This is a genomic window from Paenibacillus sp. FSL R7-0333, from assembly GCF_038000365.1.
In the GTDB taxonomy this organism is placed as follows: domain Bacteria; phylum Bacillota; class Bacilli; order Paenibacillales; family Paenibacillaceae; genus Paenibacillus_AQ; species Paenibacillus_AQ silagei.
Genome location: NZ_JBBOBZ010000001.1, coordinates 394499 through 417387 on the forward strand (window position 1 = coordinate 394499; position 22889 = coordinate 417387).

The following is a 22889-nucleotide window of genomic DNA, read 5'->3' on the forward strand; positions in this document are numbered from 1 at the left end:
AGCTGATGTTGATGAAGCGCATCAAGGAAGCTGTGGCTTACAATAAATTGAGGAGGAACCCTTGTGAAGGCCAGATATAGTGTAATTGTGCCCATGTATAATGAGGAGGAAGTCATTCAGATAACCTACGAGCGGCTCAAAAAAGTGATGGATGAGTGCGGGGATTCCTATGAGCTCGTGTTCGTCAATGACGGCAGCCGGGACCGTACGGCTGAGATTATGCGCGGAATCAGTAATAGGGATGAGCATGTCAAGCTGATTGACTTCTCCCGTAACTTCGGCCATCAGGTGGCGATTACAGCGGGTATGGATTATGCTGAGGGCCAGGCTGTTGTGGTGATTGACGCAGATCTCCAGGACCCGCCGGAGGTGATCCTGCAGATGATCGCCAAGTGGAAGGAAGGCTATGAGGTAGTCTATGCCAAGCGGCTGAAGCGCCACGGAGAGACCTTCTTCAAGAAGGTGACAGCCAAAATCTTTTACCGTCTGCTCAGCAGCATGACCAGTGTGGAGATTCCCACAGATACCGGGGACTTCCGGCTGATCGACCGTAAGGTCTGCGATGTGCTGCGCGGCCTGAAGGAGAAGAACCGTTATGTACGGGGGCTGGTAAGCTGGGTCGGCTTCCGGCAGACCATGGTGGAATATGTGCGGGAGGAACGCTTCGCCGGGGAGACGAAATATCCGCTCAAAAAAATGATCCGCTTTGCGCTCGACGGAATCACCTCCTTCTCGCACAAGCCGCTCAAAATTGCCTCTTATGTCGGCTTCTTCCTGTCCTTCTCCAGCTTCATCTACCTGTTTCTGGTCTTATTCCAGAAAGTCTTCACCTCCTGGACCGTGCCGGGCTGGGCATCCATTGTCGGGGTGAACCTGCTGTTTAACGGCATTGTGCTGATGCTGCTGGGCGTGATTGGGGAATACATTGGACGGATCTATGACGAATCGAAGGATAGACCACTCTATATCGTAAGCGAGACCAGAGGCTACCCGGAGACAGAGGCTGAAGACACGCGGAAGGAAAGCGATTATGCAAGATAAGGCTTGGCGTGCAGGCATGATCCAGTTTCTGAAATTCAATGCGGTGGGCCTGCTTAACACGTTCATAGATTTTGCGGTGTTTACTCTGCTGCATTCCTTGGGCATGCTTAACACCCCTGCACAGATTATTTCCTACAGTGCCGGGACGGCCAACAGCTTTGTCTGGAATAAGAAGGTGACCTTCAAGGGAAGGGACAGAGGCGGGGATGGCGGCTTTGACCGGATGCAGCTGGTGAGATTTATGGTGCTGAATCTGCTGGTGCTGGGCATTTCGGTGCTGCTGATTCATCTACTGACTGACCGGCTGGGAGTCCAGGTGCTGATGGCCAAGGTGCTGGTTACCTTTATTACAGTAATCATTAATTTCTTTGGAAGCCGGAAGTGGGTATTCTAAAGAGAGCGTATATCTTCCCCGTATTCTGCGGAGGAAAGCACTTATTCTATATTGCGGAGGCGATTGTCATGCGGAAGTTATCCTATTTGATTATACTTGCCGGGGTCCTGATTATGCTCTACCCCAAAGGAAGCGAATGGTACGAGGACCGTCAGCAGCAGAAGCTGCTGGAAGAGGCTGAACAGGCCTACAGTGAAATCGTTCCTTCGGCTACGGCTCCTGCCAGCCAGGATCTGAGCAAGCCCTATGCGGAAGTCACCCAGCTGCTGGCTGAAGAGTCTGGTGCGGAAGAGCCGGTTCCCACTACAGCGCCCGAGATTGAAGTGGGAGGCAAGATCACCGCTATTATTGAAATCGATAAAATCGATCTGAAGCTGCCTGTACTGGAGGGCGCCACCAAGACCAATATGAAGCATGCAGCGGCGCATATGAAGGAGACAGCTCCGATTGGCGCGGTAGGCAATGCAGCGATTGCTGCGCATCGGTCAAGAACGGCAGGGCGGCTGTTCAACAGACTGGACGAGGTCGGTAAAGGGGATGCCATTACTGTTATTACAAGCGGCCAGGAATACAAATATGTTGTATATGATGTATCTATTGTAGAGCCTACCGATATTTCAGTACTGAAGGGTAAGGATGATGATAAGATTCTGACCCTCATTACCTGTGATCCGCTTGTCAATCCGACCCACAGACTCATCATTCATGCGAAGCTGACCTGATTCTATCAGGACAAGGCGATAAAGGTCGAAAAAACATAAAATTTTAGTATATTTGTGGTGAAATCTAGCAATTGGGTCTTGATAATAGAGATGGATATGGTAAGATAGAACTATCAAAAGCTAATGCACGATAACGGCAAACCTATCGAAAGGTAGGGACGCAAAGCTAAAGGGCCTTCCCGTCATGGATGGCAGCCAGCTACCGAATGAAGAGGCTTTTTTTGTTTGTTTTCATTCTGAATCTGTCATTATGTGGTAGTAGATTGGACAGATAAAGCTTATACGATAACGGCAAACCTATCGAAAGGTAGGGACGCAAAGCTAAAGGGCCTTCCCGTAAGAATGGCAGCCAGCTACCGAAAGGGGTTTTATCCATGAAGAAGTTTTATTTAATGCTGATTACACTTTTTGTGATCGTCACTTCCGTGCAGACAGGCACTGCTCAAGCGGCAAATGCAGATTCAAGCTGGTTAAATGTTGGACAACTTGATCAAGGGATTATCGGGGTTTCGTACGATGTTCCTAAGGACAAGAAGATGAAGCTCATGATTACCAAGGACAATAACAGCTATACTTACAACTTATACACTTCCAAACCGACCGAGACGTTCCCGCTGCAACAAGGTAATGGCTCTTACAAGGTCTCCGTTCTTGAGAATACTACCGGCAACAAATACAAAGTACTATCTTCCGAGACTGTATCTCTCTCCATGAGCAATGTGAATGCCGTATATTTGAGCTCTGTACAGAATGTAAAGTGGAGTTCTTCCGATAAATCCGTTCAAAAGGCAGCACAGCTTACAAAGGGTCTGACCACAGATGCAGACAAAGTTAAGGCTATCTACAATTACATCGTAGCTAACGTGAAATATGACTACTCTCTGGCCAACAGCGTAAGCACAGATTATATTCCGAACAACGACACCACACTGGCTACCAACAAAGGTATCTGCTACGATTACGCTTCCTTGTTCGCTACTATGCTCCGCAGTGAAGGGATTCCAACCAAGTTGGTTATGGGGAATACAAGCTATGTAACTTCATACCATGCCTGGAATGAAGTGTTCCTGAACGGCAAATGGGTGACGATTGATACTACAGTAGATGCAGGTCTGGGTAAGAAAACAGCATCAACAGAACTGGTCAAATTAGCAAGCAAATATACTGCAGCGAAATTCTACTAAGAATAGCTGTGAACTATAGCATTATCTGAGAATAACCCGCTTAATCATTAAGCGGGTTATTTTTATTTATATAAAGGTTGCTTTTTAATAGAAGGATAGGTTATTATAAATAAGCGTTGTTGGAGCGGCAAAGGAAATGAGAGATTACTTAAATAAGTGATTTCAAAAATAAAGCTTGCATTGCTCAGATGAACGTGATATATTATAAGAGTTGCTGGTGGCGACAACATCGACACTAACAACGAGCTTGATCTTTGAAAACTGAACAACGAGTGAGTGGGAAATCACTTCGGTGAGATCCAAAATTAGAGAATGTAAATTCTCGTCAGATGTTTCAAAATGAGCAATCGCTCTTTCTAAATACCAATTTGGAGAGTTTGATCCTGGCTCAGGACGAACGCTGGCGGCATGCCTAATACATGCAAGTCGAGCGGAGTTTGAGAGGAAGCTTGCTTCCTTTCAGACTTAGCGGCGGACGGGTGAGTAACACGTAGGCAACCTGCCCTCAAGCCTGGGATAACTACCGGAAACGGTAGCTAATACCGGATAATTTCTTTTTTCTCCTGAGAGAAGAATGAAAGGCGGAGCAATCTGCTGCTTGGGGATGGGCCTGCGGCGCATTAGCTAGTTGGTGGGGTAACGGCCCACCAAGGCGACGATGCGTAGCCGACCTGAGAGGGTGAACGGCCACACTGGGACTGAGACACGGCCCAGACTCCTACGGGAGGCAGCAGTAGGGAATCTTCCGCAATGGGCGCAAGCCTGACGGAGCAATGCCGCGTGAGTGATGAAGGTTTTCGGATCGTAAAGCTCTGTTGCCAGGGAAGAACGTCCGGTAGAGTAACTGCTACCGGAGTGACGGTACCTGAGAAGAAAGCCCCGGCTAACTACGTGCCAGCAGCCGCGGTAATACGTAGGGGGCAAGCGTTGTCCGGAATTATTGGGCGTAAAGCGCGCGCAGGCGGTTATTTAAGTCTGGTGTTTAAACCTTGGGCTCAACCTGAGGTCGCACTGGAAACTGGGTGACTTGAGTACAGAAGAGGAAAGTGGAATTCCACGTGTAGCGGTGAAATGCGTAGATATGTGGAGGAACACCAGTGGCGAAGGCGACTTTCTGGGCTGTAACTGACGCTGAGGCGCGAAAGCGTGGGGAGCAAACAGGATTAGATACCCTGGTAGTCCACGCCGTAAACGATGAGTGCTAGGTGTTAGGGGTTTCGATACCCTTGGTGCCGAAGTTAACACAGTAAGCACTCCGCCTGGGGAGTACGGTCGCAAGACTGAAACTCAAAGGAATTGACGGGGACCCGCACAAGCAGTGGAGTATGTGGTTTAATTCGAAGCAACGCGAAGAACCTTACCAGGTCTTGACATCCAACTAACGAAGCAGAGATGCATCAGGTGCCCTTCGGGGAAAGTTGAGACAGGTGGTGCATGGTTGTCGTCAGCTCGTGTCGTGAGATGTTGGGTTAAGTCCCGCAACGAGCGCAACCCTTGACTTTAGTTGCCAGCAGGTTGAGCTGGGCACTCTAGAGTGACTGCCGGTGACAAACCGGAGGAAGGTGGGGATGACGTCAAATCATCATGCCCCTTATGACCTGGGCTACACACGTACTACAATGGCCGGTACAACGGGAAGCGAAGCCGCGAGGTGGAGCCAATCCCAGCAAAGCCGGTCTCAGTTCGGATTGCAGGCTGCAACTCGCCTGCATGAAGTCGGAATTGCTAGTAATCGCGGATCAGCATGCCGCGGTGAATACGTTCCCGGGTCTTGTACACACCGCCCGTCACACCACGAGAGTTTACAACACCCGAAGTCGGTGGGGTAACCCGCAAGGGAGCCAGCCGCCGAAGGTGGGGTAGATGATTGGGGTGAAGTCGTAACAAGGTAGCCGTATCGGAAGGTGCGGCTGGATCACCTCCTTTCTATGGAGAATCGTCTTCTGCAATGAAGACATTCAAATCGGAAGCTAAGCTTCCACAATAGAACCCTTGGGTTCGAATACTCACTCGTTGGTCAGTTTTGAGAGTTTAAGCTCTCAAGTAAGAAACTTGATCCTTGAAAACTGGATACCGAAACGAATTTGCGTTTTAGAACATCTTTTAGCTGAAACTTGTGTAAGCAAGTGGAAATAGTTATTAGTTGCTACCGTGATTTTCCTAACGGAAAACACATTGGTTAAGCTACTAAGAGCACACGGAGGATGCCTAGGCGCCAGGAGCCGACGAAGGACGTGGCGAACAACGAAACTGCCTCGGGGAGCTGTAAGCAAGCTTTGATCCGGGGGTGTCCGAATGGGGAAACCCAGCTGTGGTAATTCGCAGTTACTCGTATCTGAATACATAGGATACGCAGAGGCAGACCAGGGGAACTGAAACATCTAAGTACCCTGAGGAAGAGAAAACAATAGTGATTCCGTCAGTAGCGGCGAGCGAACGCGGAACAGCCTAAACCAAGGGGCTTGCCTCTTGGGGTTGTGGGACGTCTCACATGGAGTTACAAAGGAATATGGTAGGTGAAGAGGTCTGGAAAGGCCCGCGATAGAGGTAAAAGCCCTGTAGCCTAAACTGTGTTCTCTCCGAGACGGATCCCGAGTAGTGCGGGGCACGTGAAACCCCGTATGAATCCAGCAGGACCATCTGCTAAGGCTAAATACTACCTGGCGACCGATAGTGAAACAGTACCGTGAGGGAAAGGTGAAAAGCACCCCGGAAGGGGAGTGAAATAGAACCTGAAACCGTGTGCTTACAAAAAGTCAGAGCCCTCTTTATGGGTGATGGCGTGCCTTTTGTAGAATGAACCGGCGAGTTACGTTTAACATGCAAGGTTAAGGTGAGAAGCCGGAGCCGCAGCGAAAGCGAGTCTGAATAGGGCGACTAAGTATGTGGACGTAGACCCGAAACCGTGTGATCTACCCCTGTCCAGGGTGAAGGTGCGGTAACACGCACTGGAGGCCCGAACCCACGCATGTTGAAAAATGCGGGGATGAGGTGGGGGTAGCGGAGAAATTCCAATCGAACTCGGAGATAGCTGGTTCTCCCCGAAATAGCTTTAGGGCTAGCCTCGGTGAATGGAGTGGTGGAGGTAGAGCACTGATTGGGTGCGGGGCCCGCAAGGGTTACCAAGCTCAGTCAAACTCCGAATGCCATTTACTTCTTGCCGGGAGTCAGACAGTGAGTGCTAAGATCCATTGTCAAAAGGGAAACAGCCCAGACCATCAGCTAAGGTCCCCAAGTGTGTGTTAAGTGGGAAAGGATGTGGAGTTGCACAGACAACCAGGATGTTGGCTTAGAAGCAGCCACCATTGAAAGAGTGCGTAATAGCTCACTGGTCGAGTGACTCTGCGCCGAAAATGTAACGGGGCTAAACACACCACCGAAGCTATGGCTAGGATCGACTTCACTGCGCCTTTGAGGCGTGTTTATCCAGATTGACATTGATGCCGTGAAACATCCGAAGGGGTGAATGGCTAAATGCTTTCAGGGGATAAACACAGACTTCGAAGCTGGAGTGAAGTCGATCCTGGGGTAGGGGAGCGTTGTATATACGTTGAAGGTGTACCGTAAGGAGCGCTGGAGAGTATACAAGTGAGAATGCCGGTATGAGTAACGAAAAGATCAGTGAGAATCTGATCCGCCGAAAGCCCAAGGTTTCCTGAGGAAGGCTCGTCCGCTCAGGGTAAGTCGGGACCTAAGGCGAGGCCGACAGGCGTAGTCGAAGGACAACAGTTTGAAATTACTGTACCACCGTAATCCGCTATGAGCGATGGGGTGACGCAGGAGGGTAGTGACGCGGACTGATGGATGTCCGTCTAAGCAGTGAGGCTGGTGTGTAGGCAAATCCGCACATCGTAAGGCTGGGCTGTGATGGGGAGCGAAAATTATAGTAGCGAAGGTCATGATCTCACACTGCCAAGAAAAGCCTCTAGTCAGGAGAAGGTGCCCGTACCGCAAACCGACACAGGTAGGCGAGAAGAGAATTCTAAGGCGCGCGGAAGAACTCTCGTTAAGGAACTCGGCAAAATGACCCCGTAACTTCGGGAGAAGGGGTGCCTCGGTAGGGTGAATAGCCCGAGGGGGCCGCAGTGAAAAGGCCCAAGCGACTGTTTAGCAAAAACACAGGTCTGTGCGAAGCCGTAAGGCGAAGTATACGGGCTGACGCCTGCCCGGTGCTGGAAGGTTAAGGGGAGCGGTTAGGGGTTAAACCCGAAGCTGTGAACCGAAGCCCCAGTAAACGGCGGCCGTAACTATAACGGTCCTAAGGTAGCGAAATTCCTTGTCAGGTAAATTCTGACCCGCACGAATGGCGTAACGACTTGGGCGCTGTCTCAACGAGAGATCCGGTGAAATTTTAATACCTGTGAAGATGCAGGTTACCCGCGACAAGACGGAAAGACCCCATGGAGCTTTACTGCAGCTTGATATTGAATTTGGGTACGATCTGTACAGGATAGGTGGGAGCCGTGGAGGCAGGAGCGCAAGCTTCTGCGGAGGCGCCGTTGGGATACCACCCTGATCGTATCTAGGTTCTAACCTAGTGCCCTTAGCGGGTACGGGGACCGTGTCAGGCGGGCAGTTTGACTGGGGCGGTCGCCTCCTAAAGAGTAACGGAGGCGTTCAAAGGTTCCCTCAGAATGGTTGGAAATCATTCGCAGAGTGCAAAGGCATAAGGGAGCTTGACTGCGAGACCTACAAGTCGAGCAGGGACGAAAGTCGGACTTAGTGATCCGGTGGTACCGCATGGAAGGGCCATCGCTCAACGGATAAAAGCTACCCTGGGGATAACAGGCTTATCTCCCCCAAGAGTCCACATCGACGGGGAGGTTTGGCACCTCGATGTCGGCTCATCGCATCCTGGGGCTGAAGTAGGTCCCAAGGGTTGGGCTGTTCGCCCATTAAAGCGGTACGCGAGCTGGGTTCAGAACGTCGTGAGACAGTTCGGTCCCTATCTGTCGTGGGCGCAGGAAATTTGAGAGGAGCTGTCCTTAGTACGAGAGGACCGGGATGGACGTACCGCTGGTGCATCAGTTGTTCCGCCAGGAGCATGGCTGAGTAGCTACGTACGGACGGGATAAGCGCTGAAAGCATCTAAGCGTGAAGCCCCCCTCAAGATGAGATTTCCCAGTATGTAAGACCCCTTGAAGACGACGAGGTAGATAGGTTGGAGGTGGAAGTGCAGCAATGCATGGAGCTGACCAATACTAATCGGTCGAGGGCTTATCCAAATTTCTAACACGCAGATTCGTTTCGGATTCAGTTTTCAGGCGATCAAGCCTGGCAGGATGTTAAACCGATGGTTTGATATTTTCTGTAGCGATTATTTTGGAAGGTTGATTATTTTCCTGAAGAAATTCAGGGAGTAAGCCGACCGGAAAAAATCCGTTTGGTGGCGATAGCGGAGGGGTTCCACACGTACCCATCCCGAACACGACCGTTAAGCCCTCCAGCGCCGATGGTACTTGGACCGAAGGGTCCTGGGAGAGTAGGACGTTGCCAAGCACACATGACCACTGTTGATTTCTCAACAGTGGTCTTTTTGTATTTTCGGGGAAGCATTGTGGACAGGTTGTGAGTAGATTCCAGGTCTTCTTACAAGTGGCGCATAGTTATACACATGTGGATAGATTTAGTTTTTTTGATACTTCTCCCCAAATGATGTGGATATCCGTTAGAATAATGTGGATAGGTACCGAAAATTGGGGATAGACAGGTGAAGGAGCCAAAAGTTATGGACAAGCATAGCAGCTTTTTGTGGACAGAGCAGTTCAGGGTTCAGGCAAGTGACACGGATTACCGGTCAAGGGGCAAGCTCTCCTTCCTGCTGGATATCATGCAGCGTGCTGCGGATTCGGCTGTAAGCAGCCTGGGGCTAAGTATGGAGAGTATGCTCAAGGCGGGCATGGGCTGGATGGTCATCACCCTGGATCTGAATCTGCAGCGTCTGCCATCCCCGGGTGAGCTTCTTGAGGTACATACCTGGAGTAAAGGAAACAAAGGACCGCTCTGGCAGCGGGATTACCGGATCTATGACGCCCAAGGTGTAGAGCTGGCTTCGACGCGCTCGATCTGGGCCCTTGTGGATATCGGGAAGCGGAAGATTTTGCGTCCGTCAGCCTTGCCTATTGTTGTTGAGCCGTATTTAGAGGATTCCGTAGGAAGTCTGCCGGATAAAGTAATTATTCCATACGAACTCCCCTTGCAGGAGGCTTACCGTTATCAGGTAAGATATAGCGGGCTGGATAACAACAAACATCTTAACAACGCGCGGTATGCAGATTTATGTTGTGATGCTCTGGCGCTGGAGGAGTGGGAGGAGTTAGAGCTTACGGGGCTTCATATCACCTATGCCCAGGAAGCCAAATATGCTGAGGAGATTAGTGTTATGCGATCTTCTCTAACTGAAGAAGGTATATATGTGCGCGGGCAAGGCGGGGAGCGGATCTTTTTTGAAGCTTGCCTAAAGCTTGGAAGAAAGGTTGATGTCTGAGAGAGACTTACATAGCGTTAAATCTAGACAGTTGCTCGAATTTCAGGGGAACTGTCTTTTGTCATATTTGCTATTTCCTTATATGTCACAAATACACAATTGGCATTCGTTATACAGGTGTAAAAGGAAAGTGGAGGTGATTCCTTTGGAGCAAGGCAACCCCGGGGGCCCAATGAATCCAAATAAGATTGAAGAAGCCATTCATCAGGTACATGCAGGAGACAGGGAAGCGTTCTCAACAATAATTAAGGAGTATGAAAAAAAGATTTACACGTATTGCTACTATCTCCTAAGGAGCCGTGAAGAAGCAGAGGATGCTGTGCAGGATATATTCGTTAAGGTGTATCAGCAGCTTGGGCGTTATGAACGGCGGGTTTCTTTTTCGGCCTGGCTATATAAGGTGGCTTATCATCATTGTCTGGACCAGCTTCGCAGGCGTAAGCGACGCAGCCGGTTGCTGTCCCTGTATAAGCTGCAACTGATGACGAATCAACAAGCGTTGCCGGAGGAGTCACCGGTAGACCGGATTTTTGAAAATCTCACTTCGGAAGAGCGGGGGCTATTAATCCTTCGTGTCATTGAACAATACAGCTTCGAAGAGATCTCAATGATTACCGGAAGCAGTTCGGCGGCGCTGCGCAAAAAATATGAACGGCTCCGTAAAAAACTGATTCAGCAAAAAGCGGATGAAAAGGGAGGGTGTGCTCATGGAGAAGTCGCAGAATCAAACTGAGAAGCAAATGCTGGAACGTATTCGCAGCAGCGTCGGAAGAGTAGAGCTTCCTGTAGATAGCTATAATGAGCAGATTATGAACCGGATCGAACATTTGGAGACCAGAGGAGGAAGCAAATTGCTTAAGAAGACGTTAGCAGCCGCAAGTATAGCTGCAGTGATAGGGTTAGGTACGATAACCGCAGGGTTCATCTCTCCTGCCTGGGCCGAAACCTTGAGTCAAATTCCTGTCTTCAGCAGTATATTCAAGCACACGGAGAACCCGGGACTGAAATTAGCGGCGGAACAGGGCCTGGCTACTTCACCTAATATGAGCGTTACCAAAGATGGAGTGACTTTAAGTGTTACGGAGGTATTTTATGACGGAATCCAGTTGGCCATCGGCTTCGAAAGAACCGGAGTAGCAGATGAGCGGGTGCTTGCGGAGATTACTGATTTTAAAACCCATGAATTCGATCAATCAACTAAAGGACTGCTGGGTCTGCCAGAGGTTACTCTGGCGACAGGAGAGCCTATCGGCTTCGGTTCTTCTATCACAGGTGACGTAAAAGGACAACCGAACACCCTCTTATTGGAGCTTAGAGAACTGCACAATGCTTCGGCTCTCGGAGACGAATTCAAGGTGAATATCCGCGTACCGGTTGCCCAGATCGCCGAGCCGTTTGAGTTCGAGGTAACAGCGAAGAAGCTTGCGGAGGGAATCATCAACCTTACCCCGGGCCAGGGGGCGAGCAAAGACTCCTTCCATTATAAAGTAAAGAGTCTGGACATCACGCCTGCTGCCATGAGGATGATCATCACCAGTGAAGGGGAAGTGCCTGCATCACCGGAGCAGACAGGGGAATATGGTCCAACTGCGGTATTCTATGAGCTTGTGGATGATGCGGGTAATGTTGCTGCTTCCAAGCAAGGATATGCCTTGATGAAGGCTGTTCAGCATCCTATTGTAGATAGCCTATACAATACCTTCCCGCAAACCCCTAAGACGATTACGGTCAGACCGTATACCATGACTTTGGATAATGATCTGAAGCTCTTGTTGGATGACAATGGGAAACCGGTGAGAACTTATCATAAGGACCTTGAGAGCACTATAGTGATTCCATGAACCCGCGAACCGTGAAAACGGGAATGGGAAGATAGGCTGAGCCCTTGTCCGCGTCTGCTGTGCAGATGCGGGCTTTTTTGAAAAATACCTGAGTCATCATCGAAGCTAAAGCCTCACTTTGTGGGGTTGTTTTGCTGATTAGAGCAGTGTTAACGGAATGTAGATTTCACTTATAGAGTTAGGATGGTAGGGGCCCAGATAGCCCTGGCCGTAGTATTCAAATTCATAAGAGAGGTTCAGGCGGTAATCGGTTCTCGGCAGAAAAACGCCATAGATATATTTGTAGGTGGCAGAAACTTCTGCGGATGGCCCTGTATGCTTAAATCTAAGATAACGTGCTGGCGGCAGTGTGTGAATGGGCAGATTGTGGCTTGTTTGTTCGCAGCACGACTGAACGATAGTGCCGTCACGTACGGATGCTGGGGTATTCAACTCGCAGGCAATGTGAAAGAAGATTCCCTGGTCCTCATAGTTATCCGGCCAATAGCCTAGCTGGTAATATTGTTCTGGAAGCTTGCGGTCCGGGATAGCAGAAAGGCTGCTGAATAGCTGTTCCCATGCTGATCCGATGACCGAATGATCTTGCGTAACGGTAATGAATGGCCCCTGAAGCCTGATTGCACCAAGCTCAATCAGGTCAGGAGAGACGCCCTTCTGGTCTGACCAGTGCGGCAAATCTTTTGGCTGCAAGGGATGGAGCAGCAGAGGGATGTCCGGGTTAGACTTGTGGCGGATATGTGTGGGGGTAGTGCGCAGCAGTCTTTTGAAGGCCCGGGTGAAGGTCTCGTAATCATTATAAGCATAGTCCAGTGAGATCTCGTGAAAGGTCCGCCCGGGTCTGCTTAGAATATCACGGGCTGCCTCGGAAATCCTCCGTCTTGCTATATAGTCGCCCGGTGTGAGTCCGGTAACTCCCTGAAACAGTCGGATGAAGTGGAACAGGGAATAGCCGCTCTCTCTGGAGAGGGTCAGAACAGACAGCGGCTGCTTCAGATTCGCTTCGATATATTGGGTCGCCTGCAGAATAAGCTGGCTGTTCTTCATAAAGTCCTCTCCTCTACGGTCTACTCTACAGTCCACTCTCCCCATGATGCGGCCCATGTGGGCACTCTAACCTGACGAACACGGTCGGTGGAAGGGAAATAAGCTTTGATATCAAGCACGGGCGTTCCCGGATAAGCATCCAGTCCGCTGACCTCCACAATTCCCTGATCTAGGTCAACGGATAGAATACGGGCAACCGTGAGTCCAAGCGGATTAGGGCGGACCGGAGACCGGGTCGCAAAAACACCGCTTACCGGCGCAGTATAGGGAGGCTCAATCTGAGTAGTCCCCCGGAAGCTATCATCTGCAAACTCATGAATCCACCACAGGATCTGGCAGTGGCTGAAAGCATCTAACCCCTTCAAGGCAGGTCTGTATTCGGGTCTAATCTCAAGTCGCAGGTTCTGCTGTGTTCCCGTTACTACTCCTACTGGTATAATATTATACAATTCTGAGGCGGGCATTGGCTGTGACTCCTTTCGGCTGGGGGATGATTCTAGTCTAGCTGAAGTGAAGGGAATTCGGCCTGATGATAATTGCGGACTTGTATGTCATGGTATAATAGGTTGTTGATGACAGGGAGGGGTTTGGACGATGAAGGTATTGGTATTGGCAGAGAAGCCGTCGGTGGCCCGTGAGATTGCGCGGGTGCTGGGCTGTGGGAATAAACAGAAGAGTTATATGGAAGGTCCGAAATATGTGGTGACCTGGGCGCTTGGGCATCTAGTGGGCCTGGCTGAGCCTGAGGACTATAACAATAAATATGCAACGTGGGCGCTGGAGGATCTGCCGATTCTTCCAGAGAAGGCCAAGCTGAAGGTGCTGCGCGAGACTAGCCAGCAGTATAAGGCTGTGCAGCAGTTGATGAAGCGGCAGGATATAGAGGAGCTGATCGTAGCAACGGATGCGGCACGTGAGGGTGAGCTGCTGGCCCGCTGGATTATGAATATGGCAGGCTGGAAAAAGCCGTTCCGGCGGCTGTGGATCTCTTCGCAGACGGATAAGGCCATTAAGGAGGGCTTCGCTTCGCTGCGGCCTGGACGGGATTTCGACCGGCTGTATGAATCTGCCCGCTGCCGTGCTGAGGCGGATTGGATGATCGGGCTGAATGTGACGCGGGCCTTAACCTGCAAGTTCGGCGCGCCGCTCTCTGCGGGGCGTGTGCAGACACCTACCCTGGGAATGATTATGGACCGGGAGAATGAGATTACCGGCTTCCGTTCCCAGGAATATGATCTGCTGACTGGTGATTTCGGGAATTTCCAGGCGGGATGGCGCGCGCAGGGCGGGGATGGACGGATTTTTGATAGAGAGAAGACAGGAGTTCTTAAAGATAAGCTTACAGGCCGCAGCGGAAGGATTACCAAGGTCCTGAAGAGTGAGAAAAGCGAGCCGCATCCGCTGGCTTATGATCTGACAGAACTGCAGCGGGATGCCAACCGTAAATTCGGCTTCTCAGCGAAACAGACCTCAAGTGTGCTCCAAAAGCTGTATGAACAGCATAAGCTGGTCACCTATCCGCGTACAGACAGCCGTTATCTGACCGCTGATATGACGGGCACGCTAAAAGAAAGGCTCGACAGCGTGGCTGTCGGGCCGTATGCAGCCCTCGCCAGACCGCTGCTGCGGAAGCCGCTGCCGATTACGAAGCGGATTGTCGATGACAGCAAGGTCAGCGATCACCACGCGATTATTCCGACAGAGCAGACGGTGCTGCTCAATCTGCTGAGTGCGGAAGAGCGGAAGCTCTACGATCTGATCGTACGGCGGTTCATCAGCCTGTTCTATCCTCAGGCCCGTTATGACGCCGTAGCTGTGACGGTAACTGTAGATGGGGAAAGCTTCTATGTCAAGGGAACTACCATCAAGGATGCAGGCTGGCGTGAGGTATACGGCGGAGATATGAGCTCGGATGACGACGAGGAGGATGCGGGGGATGAACCCGCAGCAGGCAGTTTGAAGCTGCCGGAGCTGCGGGAAGGCGACCCTGTGAAGGTGGAGCGCTGCATCATCAAGCCGGGACGGACACAGCCGCCTAAGCGTTATAATGAAGCCACGCTGCTGACGCAGATGGAGAAGCATGGGCTGGGGACACCAGCCACCCGTGCGGATATTATTGAGAAGCTGGTCAGCTCGGATACGATTGAACGGCAGGGCAATCTGCTGCATCCGACCGGCAAGGGCAAGCAGTTGATTGAGCTGGTCTCGGGACAGCTGCGTACACCGGAGCTGACGGCACGCTGGGAAGCGGAGCTGGAGAGAATTGCGCGCGGGCAGGGGCGCCCGGAGCCTTTCCTGCAGGGTATCCGGAGTATGGCCCAGGAGCTGGTGTCCGGGGTGAAGAACAGCGGAGCGGAATACAAGCCGCATAATGTCTCTAACAGCCATTGTCCGGAGTGTGGAACAAGGATGTTAGAAAAGAAGACCAAACGCGGCAAGCTGCTGGTCTGTCCGAAGGAGGACTGCGGCTACACCCGGGCGGGCGAGAAGCAGTTGTCGAACCGCCGCTGCCCGCAGTGCCATAAGAAGATGGAGATGAAGGAAGGCAAGGCCGGGAAGTATGTGCAGTGCCTCGGCTGCGGAATTACAGAGACGATGGATAAGGACCACAAGCATATCAACAAACGCGAGCAGCAGAAGCTGGTGCAGCAGTACAGCAAGACGGAAAGTGCCGGCAACAATCTTGGTGACCTGCTGAAGGCTGCGATGGAAGCGAAACAGAAGGGCAAGTAGCCGCAAGAAGCCAAAGTAAGGCTGTCCAAGGGACGGCAGATATGCTTTACTGTAGAAGATTGATACGGGGTCAGCGTTAGGGCTCCGGTAAATAGAGTGGGGCAGGTGGAGAAGTGGCGGCGGCTGAAGGTTTAGCGGGTGTGGCGAAAGCGGCAGAGGCTCCGGGTACGAAGGGGAGCAGCCGGTTGTATTTTCTGGTGATCGTCTTTATGTTCTGGTTCTCTTCTTATATCTATGTTCCGGTGCTCTCGCCGTATGTGGAGCATCTGGGAGCTTCTTATGTCATGGTGGGAGCGGTGCTGGGGATCTACGGACTGATGCAGATTCTGTTCCGGCTGCCTATAGGGATGGGTTCAGATGTACTTAACCGGCGGCGGCCGTTCATTTATCTGGGGCTGATCGCAAGCGGAGCGAGCTGTCTGCTGTTCCTGGCAGGGGCACATCCGGGCTGGGCGCTGGCGGCGCGGGCGGTTTCGGGGATAGCAGCATCGGCGTGGGTAGTATATTCGGTGATGTTCGCGGGGTATTTTCCGAAAGAAGAGGCGGGCAGGGCTATGGGTATGCTCCAGTTCACCACGGTGATTGCCCAGTTGACCAGCATGATGATCAGCGGCTATATCGTAGACCACTTCGGCTGGAATACCCCGTTCATCATCGGTGGGATTGTGGCGGTGGCCGCGATGCTGCTGGTCGTCCGTCTTCCGGAGCAACAGCTGGAGAAGCGCACGGCGATTAAGCTCAAGGATCTGGCCGGTGTCGTGAAGGAGCCGCTGCTGGTAAAAGTATCGCTGTTATCGGTGCTGGCCCATTGTGTGCTGTTCATTACAATGTTCGGCTACACGCCGAACCAGGCGCTCTATATTGGCGCGAGCAAGGGGAGTCTCGGCTGGCTGACGCTGGCTTTTATGCTGCCTCATGCGGTAGCGACCCTCTATGGAGCGCGCCTGTTCGGCCGGTGGCTGGGGGACCGGGGGACGCTGATGCTCGGTTTTGCCGGAAGTGCGGTGTTCACGCTGCTCATTCCTTCGATGCCAACGCTTGCCGCCTTATGTGCCACACAGATCGGAAACGGGTTCATGCAAGGCCTGATCTTCCCGCTGCTGCTGGGTAAATCCGTCTCCGGGGTAGCTCCGTTCAAGCGGGCGACAGCGATGGGGTTCTATCAGGCGGTGTATGCGATCGGCATGTCAGGCGGTCCTTTTGTAGCGGGATGGATGAGTGCGGCGTACGGTCTGCGCGGAGGCTTCTGGCTGGGCGCTATTGCAGCGGTGCTTGCGGCGGTGCTGTCCTGGTTCTGGATCAGGGAGGCCGGATTCGCAGGCAAGCGGAGCAAGAAAGAGCGGCGGTTGCAGGGCCGGTGATGTGAGGTTATTGGTGTTTTGCCGGATTGGGTAATATAATAGAGAGCAGATAGGATGCTAGGAGGAGGGGCCGGAAGGATGGTCAAGGTTGTATTGCTGTGGTTCGCGCTGATCAACATTATCGGGTATGTCGTGATGTCGGAAGACAAGAACAAGGCCCGGAAAAGACGGGATCGGGTGCCGGAGAAGACACTGTTCCTGCTGGCGTTCATGGGCGGTGCGCTGGGTGTGCTGATTGCCATGTACCGCAAACGCCACAAGACAAGGCATACTTCCTTCAGACTCGGAATTCCGCTGCTGCTGCTGCTGAATATGGTGCTGTATGGATATTTTTTGAGGTAAGACCTTTGCAGGCTTGGTAATGATGTAAATAATAGAAAGAGGTGGCGTATATGTTATTCTCTAAAATTCTGCTTGCCTATGACGGTTCAAAGGCTTCGAATCAGGCTCTGGAACGGGCGATTGAGCTGGCTAAGGTAACTCCGGGGTCCTCCTTGTACGTCGTACACGCATTTGAATTCCCGCGATTCTTCATCGGGGAAGCTCTCGCGCCTCTGCCGGCATCGGTGAACAAGGATTATTATGACCTCGCGGTCCAGACTACGGATGAAGTGAAAAGCCGCTTGGAAGCCGAAGGTCTGAATGCTACGGTAGAATTGCTGCAGGGATCGCCTGCGGAAATTATTCTGAATTATTCCAAGGAGCAGAATGCAGATGTGATCGTAATCGGCAGCCGGGGGCTGGGCGGTATCCGGGAATTTGTTCTGGGCAGCGTCAGCCATAATGTAGTGCAAAGTGCGCGCATTCCGGTGCTGGTTGTTAAATAATAGGAACTTTAGTAGAGGGACGCTGCGGCGTTCCCCTTTTTTTAATGTGCAGATGGGCGGATTAGCGGGAATAAGATTTTCAATCAAGCCCAAAAGCGAACATTTTACAGACATGATATGACAATGTTCGTGTTTAAGTTGACATGATGTGTAGGGCGTTGTTAAACTGAATCTATGAAGAGCTCGTATAAAACCGGGGATAGGGCCCGGAAGTTTCTACCCGGTAACCGTAAATTGCCGGACTACGAGGAAATAGGATAACTGGAACGACAGCAGATAGCCTCCCCGCAGCCCGGGGCGGTGTTCCTGCATTCTCCTGCCTGTAGAGACGGGGAGTATGCAGCTGCCGGGCGGTTATCACCTGATTCCTTAGTAGTCCGGGTCCACCCGCAGCAGAATGCGTCTGGAGTCCGGGCTATTTTTCACGGTTCATGCGGGAATTGGCAGGAAACGGGACACACTGAAATCAGAGAAATCTCTATAACGGAAATGGAAGGCTGGGTGAACGATGTCTGTGCAAGTAGGTGTCATTATGGGCAGCAAATCGGACTATGAAACGATGGAGCATACCTGTGCGGTGTTGGAGGAGCTAGGCATAGCTTATGAGAAAAAGGTTGTCTCCGCACACCGCACACCGGATCTGATGTTCCGTTATGCCGAGGAGGCCGCGGAGCGCGGCCTGCGGGTCATTATCGCCGGAGCGGGCGGCGCGGCGCATCTGCCGGGTATGGTGGCTGCGAAGACCACGCTGCCTGTTATCGGGGTTCCCGTACAGTCGAAGGCTTTGAACGGCATGGATTCGCTGCTGTCTATTGTGCAGATGCCTGCGGGCATCCCGGTAGCGACGGTAGCGATCGGACGCGCCGGAGCTATCAATGCGGGACTGCTGGCGGCGCAGATCATCGGCGCCTTCGAGCCGGAGGTGGCGAGAAGGGTGCAGCTGCGGCGCGAGGCCACTCAGCGCGAGGTGCTGGAAAGCAGCGAGAGCCTATGAGCCCGGAGGAGCTGAAGGCCGGACGGCTGGAGGACGGCGCGGAGCTGGCCGGAGCGGAGCGCGCGGTAAAGGCTGAAGGCGAAGCGGAAGGTGCCGGAGCTGGGCGAATGGTGAAGGCTGAAGGCGAAGCGATAGCTGCCGGGGCTGAGGCACAGCGGGAAGAGACCGGGGCGCAGCCGCCACGGACGCTGCTGCCCGGCGCAACGATCGGCGTGCTCGGCGGCGGGCAGCTCGGGCGCATGATGGCGTTGTCCGGCAGCGCCATGGGCTACCGCTTCGTGGCGCTGGACCCGGCAAAGGATGCGCCGTGCGGGCAGGTGACGCCGCAGATCACTGCGGCGTACAATGACCGGGACGCCGCGCGCGAGCTGGCACGGCGCTCCGACGTCATCACGTACGAGTTCGAGAACGTGGACGCGGGTGTAGCCGCGCTGCTGGCGGAGGAATCGTACGTGCCGCAGGGCAGCGCGCTGCTGTATACGACGCAGCACCGGCTGCGCGAGAAGGCGGCAATCGAGGCGGCCGGCGTGCCCGTTGCCCCGTACCGCAAGGTTGGCAGCCTGGCGGAACTGGAAGCGGCGGCTGCCGACCTGGGCCTGCCCTGTGTGCTGAAGACAGCCACAGGGGGGTATGACGGCAAGGGACAAGCCGTCATCCGCAGACCGGAAGAGCTGGCCGCAGCGTTCCGGCAGGTCGCGCCCGGGGCGCAAGTGCCGGAGCTGGTGCTGGAGAAATTCATCGCCTTCCAGTGCGAGATTTCGGTCATCGCCGCCCGGAGCGCCTCGGGGGAGGTTAAGAGCTTCCCGCCTGCCGAGAACATTCATGTGGATAATATCCTGCATCTCTCCATTGTCCCTGCGCGGGTGCCGGAGGAGATTCAGCGGCGGGCCTGCGAGCTGGCCGAGCGGATTGTCTCCGGTATGAAGGCGGTCGGGCTGCTGGCGGTTGAGATGTTCGTGACGGAGGATGGAGAGCTGTTCGTCAATGAGCTGGCCCCGCGTCCGCATAACTCCGGCCATTACACGATGGATGCCTGCGTGACCTCGCAGTTCGAGCAGCATGTGCGGGCGATCTGCAATCTGCCCCTGGGCGATACGAAGCTGCTGACTCCTGTGGTGATGGTGAATGTACTCGGCCAACATCTGGACGGAGCCGTTCAGGCAGCCTGCTGTGCGAATGAAGAGGCAACCCGGCTTGGGATATCGCCCAAGCTTCATATATATGGTAAGACCGAGAGCAAAACCGGCCGTAAAATGGGCCATATCAACCTGCTCTGCAAGGATACCGGCGACGGATTGTCCTGGGTAGAGCAAACTAACCTTTGGAGGAACTGACAAGCTATGATTGAACGTTACAGCAGACCTGAGATGCGGGCCATATGGACCGAAGAGAATAAATTCAACGCGTGGCTGGAGGTTGAGATTTGCGCCTGTGAGGCGTGGGCCGAGCTGGGAGTGATCCCGCATGAGGATGCCGCGAAGCTGCGCAAGGATGCCAAATTCGACATTGCGCGGATTGATGAGATTGAACTGGAGACGCGCCATGATGTGATTGCTTTTACCCGTGCCGTATCCGAGAGTCTTGGCGCAGAGCGCAAATGGGTGCATTACGGACTAACCTCGACAGATGTGGTCGATACGGCGCTGGGTTACCTGCTGCGTCAGGCCAACGAGATTCTGGAGCAGGATATTATCCGGTTCATTGAGATTCTAAAAGACAAAGCCATCGCCTACAAGGATACCCCGATGATGGGCCGTACCCATGGCGTACATGCAGAGCCAACAACATTCGGCCTGAAGATGGCGCTCTGGTATGAGGAAATGAAGCGGAACCTGGAGCGCTTCCGTCATGCGGCCAACGGCGTACAATTCGGCAAAATCTCCGGGGCGGTCGGCACCTATGCCAACATCGACCCGTTCGTGGAAGAATTCGTCTGCCGCAAGCTGGGCACCAGCCCGGCACCAATCTCCACCCAGACGCTGCAGCGTGACCGTCATGCAGAGTATATGGCGGCGCTGGCACTGGTTGCCACCTCCCTCGACAAGTTCGCTACCGAGATCCGCGCTTTGCAGAAGAGTGAGATCCGCGAGGTAGAGGAGGCTTTTGCCAAGGGTCAAAAGGGTTCGTCCGCTATGCCGCACAAGCGTAACCCGATCGGCTGCGAGAACATCTCCGGCCTGTCGCGCGTCATCCGCGGCCATATGATGACAGCTTACGAGAACGTGCCGTTGTGGCACGAACGGGATATCTCGCATTCCTCCGTGGAACGGATTATCCTGCCGGATGCGACCATGCTGCTCAACTATATGCTGAACCGCTTCGGCAATATCGTGAAGAACCTGACCGTATTCCCTGAGAATATGAAGCGCAACATGAACCGTACCTTCGGCGTTCCGTTCTCCGGCCGTATTCTGACGAAGCTGATCGACAAGGGCTTCAGCCGTGAGCAGGCGTACGACACTGTGCAGCCGCGTGCGATGCAGGCCTGGGAGGAGCAGACCCAGTTCCGTGACATCGTTGAAGCTACACCGGAGATCACTGCCGTTCTTAGCGCAGAAGAGATTGAGGATGCGTTCAATCCTTCCTGGCATCTGAAGCATGTGGACACCATCTTCCGCAAGCTGGAGCTAATCTAATCTTTAAAAATAGTAAGTCAGTGGTGAACTGATGAGCTGGAGAGAATTTAGATGTTGGGGTTAAAGGAGGAGCGGAGGGGATTTTGGAACTGGAGAAGCGTCAGCGTTCGCCTTTATCCTCGGAAGTCCAAAATTTCTGAAGTGACCCTATTAACCCGAAGGAGAAATTATAGCAAGATCATTTGTTCAAGGGAGGAAAGGTCATGACATCATCGGCCGTATCCACTGCCGTGGAATTAATAAATGCGCCGCTGCTCTACAAAGGCAAGGTTCGTGAGCTGTACGATTTGGGGGATGAGGTGCTGATCGTGGTGACAGACCGGATCTCTGCCTTCGACTATGTGCTGGACCCGGCAGTGCCGGATAAGGGCAATGTGCTCAACCGGCTTAGCGCCTTCTGGTTCGGCCAGACCCGGGAGCTGATCGAGAACCATGTGGTGCATATCGAGGTGGACAAGCTCGGGGATATTGTGAAGGACCGTGAAGCGCTGAAGAACCGGATCATGGTCGTCCGCAAAGCCGAACGGATTGATATCGAATGTGTCGTGCGCGGCTGCATTACCGGAGGTGGCTGGAGGCAGTATCAGGAGACTGGCAAGGTGAACGGAATCGTGCTTCCTAAGGGACTGCACAAGAATGCAGTGCTGGCCGAACCGATTTTCACACCGGCAGCCAAAAATGATGTCGGCCATGATGAGGATATCCCTTTTGAGCAGATGCAGGAGCAGATCGGTGCAGAGCTTGCGCTGGAGCTGAAGGAGAAGAGCCTGAAGCTGTTCGCTTTTGCCAGAGCCTATTGTGAAGAACGCGGCATCATCCTCGCCGATTGCAAATTCGAGTTCGGTCTGCTGGACGGTAAGGTGATTCTGATCGATGAGATTTTCACACCGGATGCTTCCCGCTTCTGGGCCAAGGACAAGTACGCACTGGATATAGAGATCGACAGCATGGATAAGGAGCCGGTTCGCACGTACCTGTCAGCCTCCTCCTGGGACAAAAACAGTAAGCCGGACCCGTTGCCGCCTGAGGTGGTTGAAGAGACGTCGCGCCGGTACCTGGATATCTATCACCGCCTGACCGGGAAGGCATTATAGATTATCGTATTATCCTATTCTAAAGAGATACAGCCAACTTTAATTGCATTCTCTACAGTTATTTTGCCCGAAAAAGAGGCCATTTGCTGTTTAATTGTATCCGGTACAACTAAACATTAGCGGGATGACCTGAAACGCAGATGTCCGTAGAAATAGCTGTATGAAATGCAACTAAGGCTAATTTTGCAGAGAATATTGAGAATATAGCTGTACATTATGCAGTTAAGCAAGCTGCCATTAAGCCTAATTCAGTTCATTAAACTCTAGGAGGAACTACAAGCGTATGTTAAAAGCGACAGTCTACGTCACCATCAAGAAAAGCGTGCTCGACCCTCAGGGAGTTGCCGTGCAGGGTGCCCTGCATTCCGTTGGATTCCAGGAAGTTGAAAGCCTGCGGATTGGCAAATATATGGAGCTGACCTTGGATACCGATAACCGCGCAGAAGCGGAAGGACGCCTGAAGGAAATGTGCGAGAAGCTGCTGGCCAACACGGTGATCGAGGATTACCGCTACGAATTGGAGGACTAAAC

Annotated in this window: 18 protein-coding genes, 3 rRNA genes and 3 riboswitches; of the genes, 19 read left to right on the forward strand and 2 right to left on the reverse strand. The window is 52.7% G+C overall.

Translation table 11 applies throughout. The features are described 5' to 3' along the window. Positions 1 to 63: 63 nt before the first annotated feature. The 10 genes from MKY86_RS01650 to MKY86_RS01695 all read left to right on the forward strand — a co-directional run bounded on the left by MKY86_RS01650 (position 64) and on the right by MKY86_RS01695 (position 11669). Complete coding sequence (locus MKY86_RS01650; protein ID WP_076084704.1) at positions 64 to 1041, forward strand: glycosyltransferase family 2 protein; 978 nt, start codon at positions 64 to 66, stop codon at positions 1039 to 1041. Then, on the forward strand, positions 1031 to 1435 hold the full coding sequence (locus MKY86_RS01655) for a GtrA family protein (RefSeq protein ID WP_076084701.1): 405 nt from the start codon (positions 1031 to 1033) through the stop codon (positions 1433 to 1435). Before MKY86_RS01650 ends, MKY86_RS01655 begins: the two co-directional genes overlap by 11 nt. Positions 1436 to 1503: 68 nt before the next feature. Continuing rightward, positions 1504 to 2157 (forward strand): class D sortase, encoded by a 654-nt coding sequence (locus MKY86_RS01660; protein ID WP_036723825.1) that lies wholly within the window; start codon positions 1504 to 1506, stop codon positions 2155 to 2157. A gap of 125 nt (positions 2158 to 2282) precedes the next feature. Beyond that, positions 2283 to 2364, forward strand: a riboswitch (cyclic di-GMP riboswitch). A gap of 73 nt (positions 2365 to 2437) precedes the next feature. Beyond that, positions 2438 to 2518, forward strand: a riboswitch (cyclic di-GMP riboswitch). A gap of 13 nt (positions 2519 to 2531) precedes the next feature. Beyond that, positions 2532 to 3341, forward strand: a complete 810-nt coding sequence (locus MKY86_RS01665; RefSeq protein ID WP_076084698.1) for a transglutaminase-like domain-containing protein — start codon at positions 2532 to 2534, stop codon at positions 3339 to 3341. A 365-nt stretch (positions 3342 to 3706) separates the two neighbouring features. Then, positions 3707 to 5267, forward strand: a 16S ribosomal RNA gene (locus tag MKY86_RS01670). Between the two features lie 251 nt (positions 5268 to 5518). Then, positions 5519 to 8566: ribosomal RNA gene (locus tag MKY86_RS01675) — 23S ribosomal RNA — on the forward strand. Between the two features lie 157 nt (positions 8567 to 8723). Continuing rightward, positions 8724 to 8840 (forward strand): 5S ribosomal RNA (rrf, locus tag MKY86_RS01680). The 16S, 23S and 5S rRNA genes sit together here, the layout of an rRNA operon. Before the next feature lie 229 nt (positions 8841 to 9069). After that, entirely contained in the window at positions 9070 to 9828 is a 759-nt protein-coding gene (locus MKY86_RS01685) for an acyl-[acyl-carrier-protein] thioesterase (protein ID WP_076080157.1), read from the forward strand. Positions 9829 to 10000: 172 nt separating this feature from the next. Next, positions 10001 to 10561: an RNA polymerase sigma factor gene (locus MKY86_RS01690; RefSeq protein WP_076080329.1), complete on the forward strand. Its 561-nt coding sequence runs from the start codon at positions 10001 to 10003 to the stop codon at positions 10559 to 10561. After that, positions 10536 to 11669: a DUF4179 domain-containing protein gene (locus MKY86_RS01695; RefSeq protein ID WP_076080159.1), complete on the forward strand. Its 1134-nt coding sequence runs from the start codon at positions 10536 to 10538 to the stop codon at positions 11667 to 11669. Before MKY86_RS01690 ends, MKY86_RS01695 begins: the two co-directional genes overlap by 26 nt. A gap of 138 nt (positions 11670 to 11807) precedes the next feature. Here the strand turns inward: MKY86_RS01695 and MKY86_RS01700 are convergent, their stop codons facing one another. Together MKY86_RS01700 and tsaA are read right to left on the reverse strand one after the other, a co-directional pair. Further along, positions 11808 to 12713: a helix-turn-helix domain-containing protein gene (locus MKY86_RS01700; protein WP_076080161.1), complete on the reverse strand. Its 906-nt coding sequence runs from the start codon at positions 12711 to 12713 to the stop codon at positions 11808 to 11810. 20 nt (positions 12714 to 12733) lie between these two features. Next, positions 12734 to 13177, reverse strand: coding sequence for a tRNA (N6-threonylcarbamoyladenosine(37)-N6)-methyltransferase TrmO (gene tsaA, locus MKY86_RS01705; protein ID WP_076080163.1), 444 nt, complete (start codon positions 13175 to 13177; stop codon positions 12734 to 12736). Positions 13178 to 13307: 130 nt separating this feature from the next. On the opposite strand from tsaA, the gene MKY86_RS01710 reads away from it, so the two are divergent. The 9 genes from MKY86_RS01710 (at position 13308) to purS (ending at position 22887) form a co-directional block, all read left to right on the forward strand. After that, positions 13308 to 15446: a DNA topoisomerase III gene (locus tag MKY86_RS01710; RefSeq protein WP_076080165.1), complete on the forward strand. Its 2139-nt coding sequence runs from the start codon at positions 13308 to 13310 to the stop codon at positions 15444 to 15446. Positions 15447 to 15559: 113 nt separating this feature from the next. After that, entirely contained in the window at positions 15560 to 16807 is a 1248-nt protein-coding gene (locus MKY86_RS01715) for an MFS transporter (protein WP_083685309.1), read from the forward strand. Positions 16808 to 16885: 78 nt separating this feature from the next. Continuing rightward, the gene (locus MKY86_RS01720; protein ID WP_036693313.1) at positions 16886 to 17149 is read left to right on the forward strand and encodes a DUF1294 domain-containing protein; all 264 of its coding nucleotides are present in this window, start codon (positions 16886 to 16888) and stop codon (positions 17147 to 17149) included. 50 nt (positions 17150 to 17199) lie between these two features. Further along, a complete protein-coding gene (locus MKY86_RS01725; RefSeq protein WP_076080167.1) occupies positions 17200 to 17634 on the forward strand; it encodes a universal stress protein in 435 nt (144 codons plus the stop codon). Between the two features lie 163 nt (positions 17635 to 17797). Next, positions 17798 to 17899: riboswitch (purine riboswitch) on the forward strand. A gap of 243 nt (positions 17900 to 18142) precedes the next feature. Beyond that, the gene (purE, locus tag MKY86_RS01730; protein ID WP_076080169.1) at positions 18143 to 18628 is read left to right on the forward strand and encodes a 5-(carboxyamino)imidazole ribonucleotide mutase; all 486 of its coding nucleotides are present in this window, start codon (positions 18143 to 18145) and stop codon (positions 18626 to 18628) included. Between the two features lie 107 nt (positions 18629 to 18735). Continuing rightward, positions 18736 to 19962, forward strand: a complete 1227-nt coding sequence (gene purK / locus MKY86_RS01735; protein ID WP_083685336.1) for a 5-(carboxyamino)imidazole ribonucleotide synthase — start codon at positions 18736 to 18738, stop codon at positions 19960 to 19962. 6 nt (positions 19963 to 19968) lie between these two features. Beyond that, positions 19969 to 21264: an adenylosuccinate lyase gene (gene purB, locus MKY86_RS01740; protein WP_076080170.1), complete on the forward strand. Its 1296-nt coding sequence runs from the start codon at positions 19969 to 19971 to the stop codon at positions 21262 to 21264. A 203-nt stretch (positions 21265 to 21467) separates the two neighbouring features. Then, on the forward strand, positions 21468 to 22358 hold the full coding sequence (locus tag MKY86_RS01745) for a phosphoribosylaminoimidazolesuccinocarboxamide synthase (protein ID WP_076080172.1): 891 nt from the start codon (positions 21468 to 21470) through the stop codon (positions 22356 to 22358). A 283-nt stretch (positions 22359 to 22641) separates the two neighbouring features. Beyond that, entirely contained in the window at positions 22642 to 22887 is a 246-nt protein-coding gene (gene purS, locus MKY86_RS01750; RefSeq protein WP_019913657.1) for a phosphoribosylformylglycinamidine synthase subunit PurS, read from the forward strand. The last annotated feature ends 2 nt before the right edge of the window (positions 22888 to 22889 follow it).

Bases quoted from the DNA above. Each gene is read 5' to 3' on its own strand.
- MKY86_RS01655 (WP_076084701.1), top strand. From the start codon at position 1,031: ATGCAAGATAAGGCTTGGCGTGCAGGCATGATCCAGTTTCTGAAATTC.
- MKY86_RS01660 (WP_036723825.1), top strand. From the start codon at position 1,504: ATGCGGAAGTTATCCTATTTGATTATACTTGCCGGGGTCCTGATTATG.
- MKY86_RS01665 (WP_076084698.1), top strand. From the start codon at position 2,532: ATGAAGAAGTTTTATTTAATGCTGATTACACTTTTTGTGATCGTCACT.
- MKY86_RS01685 (WP_076080157.1), top strand. From the start codon at position 9,070: ATGGACAAGCATAGCAGCTTTTTGTGGACAGAGCAGTTCAGGGTTCAG.
- MKY86_RS01690 (WP_076080329.1), top strand. From the start codon at position 10,001: ATGAATCCAAATAAGATTGAAGAAGCCATTCATCAGGTACATGCAGGA.
- MKY86_RS01695 (WP_076080159.1), top strand. From the start codon at position 10,536: ATGGAGAAGTCGCAGAATCAAACTGAGAAGCAAATGCTGGAACGTATT.
- MKY86_RS01700 (WP_076080161.1), bottom strand. From the start codon at position 12,713: ATGAAGAACAGCCAGCTTATTCTGCAGGCGACCCAATATATCGAAGCG.
- tsaA (WP_076080163.1), bottom strand. From the start codon at position 13,177: ATGCCCGCCTCAGAATTGTATAATATTATACCAGTAGGAGTAGTAACG.
- MKY86_RS01710 (WP_076080165.1), top strand. From the start codon at position 13,308: ATGAAGGTATTGGTATTGGCAGAGAAGCCGTCGGTGGCCCGTGAGATT.
- MKY86_RS01720 (WP_036693313.1), top strand. From the start codon at position 16,886: ATGGTCAAGGTTGTATTGCTGTGGTTCGCGCTGATCAACATTATCGGG.
- MKY86_RS01725 (WP_076080167.1), top strand. From the start codon at position 17,200: ATGTTATTCTCTAAAATTCTGCTTGCCTATGACGGTTCAAAGGCTTCG.
- purE (WP_076080169.1), top strand. From the start codon at position 18,143: ATGTCTGTGCAAGTAGGTGTCATTATGGGCAGCAAATCGGACTATGAA.
- purK (WP_083685336.1), top strand. From the start codon at position 18,736: ATGGTGAAGGCTGAAGGCGAAGCGATAGCTGCCGGGGCTGAGGCACAG.
- purB (WP_076080170.1), top strand. From the start codon at position 19,969: ATGATTGAACGTTACAGCAGACCTGAGATGCGGGCCATATGGACCGAA.
- MKY86_RS01745 (WP_076080172.1), top strand. From the start codon at position 21,468: ATGACATCATCGGCCGTATCCACTGCCGTGGAATTAATAAATGCGCCG.
- purS (WP_019913657.1), top strand. From the start codon at position 22,642: ATGTTAAAAGCGACAGTCTACGTCACCATCAAGAAAAGCGTGCTCGAC.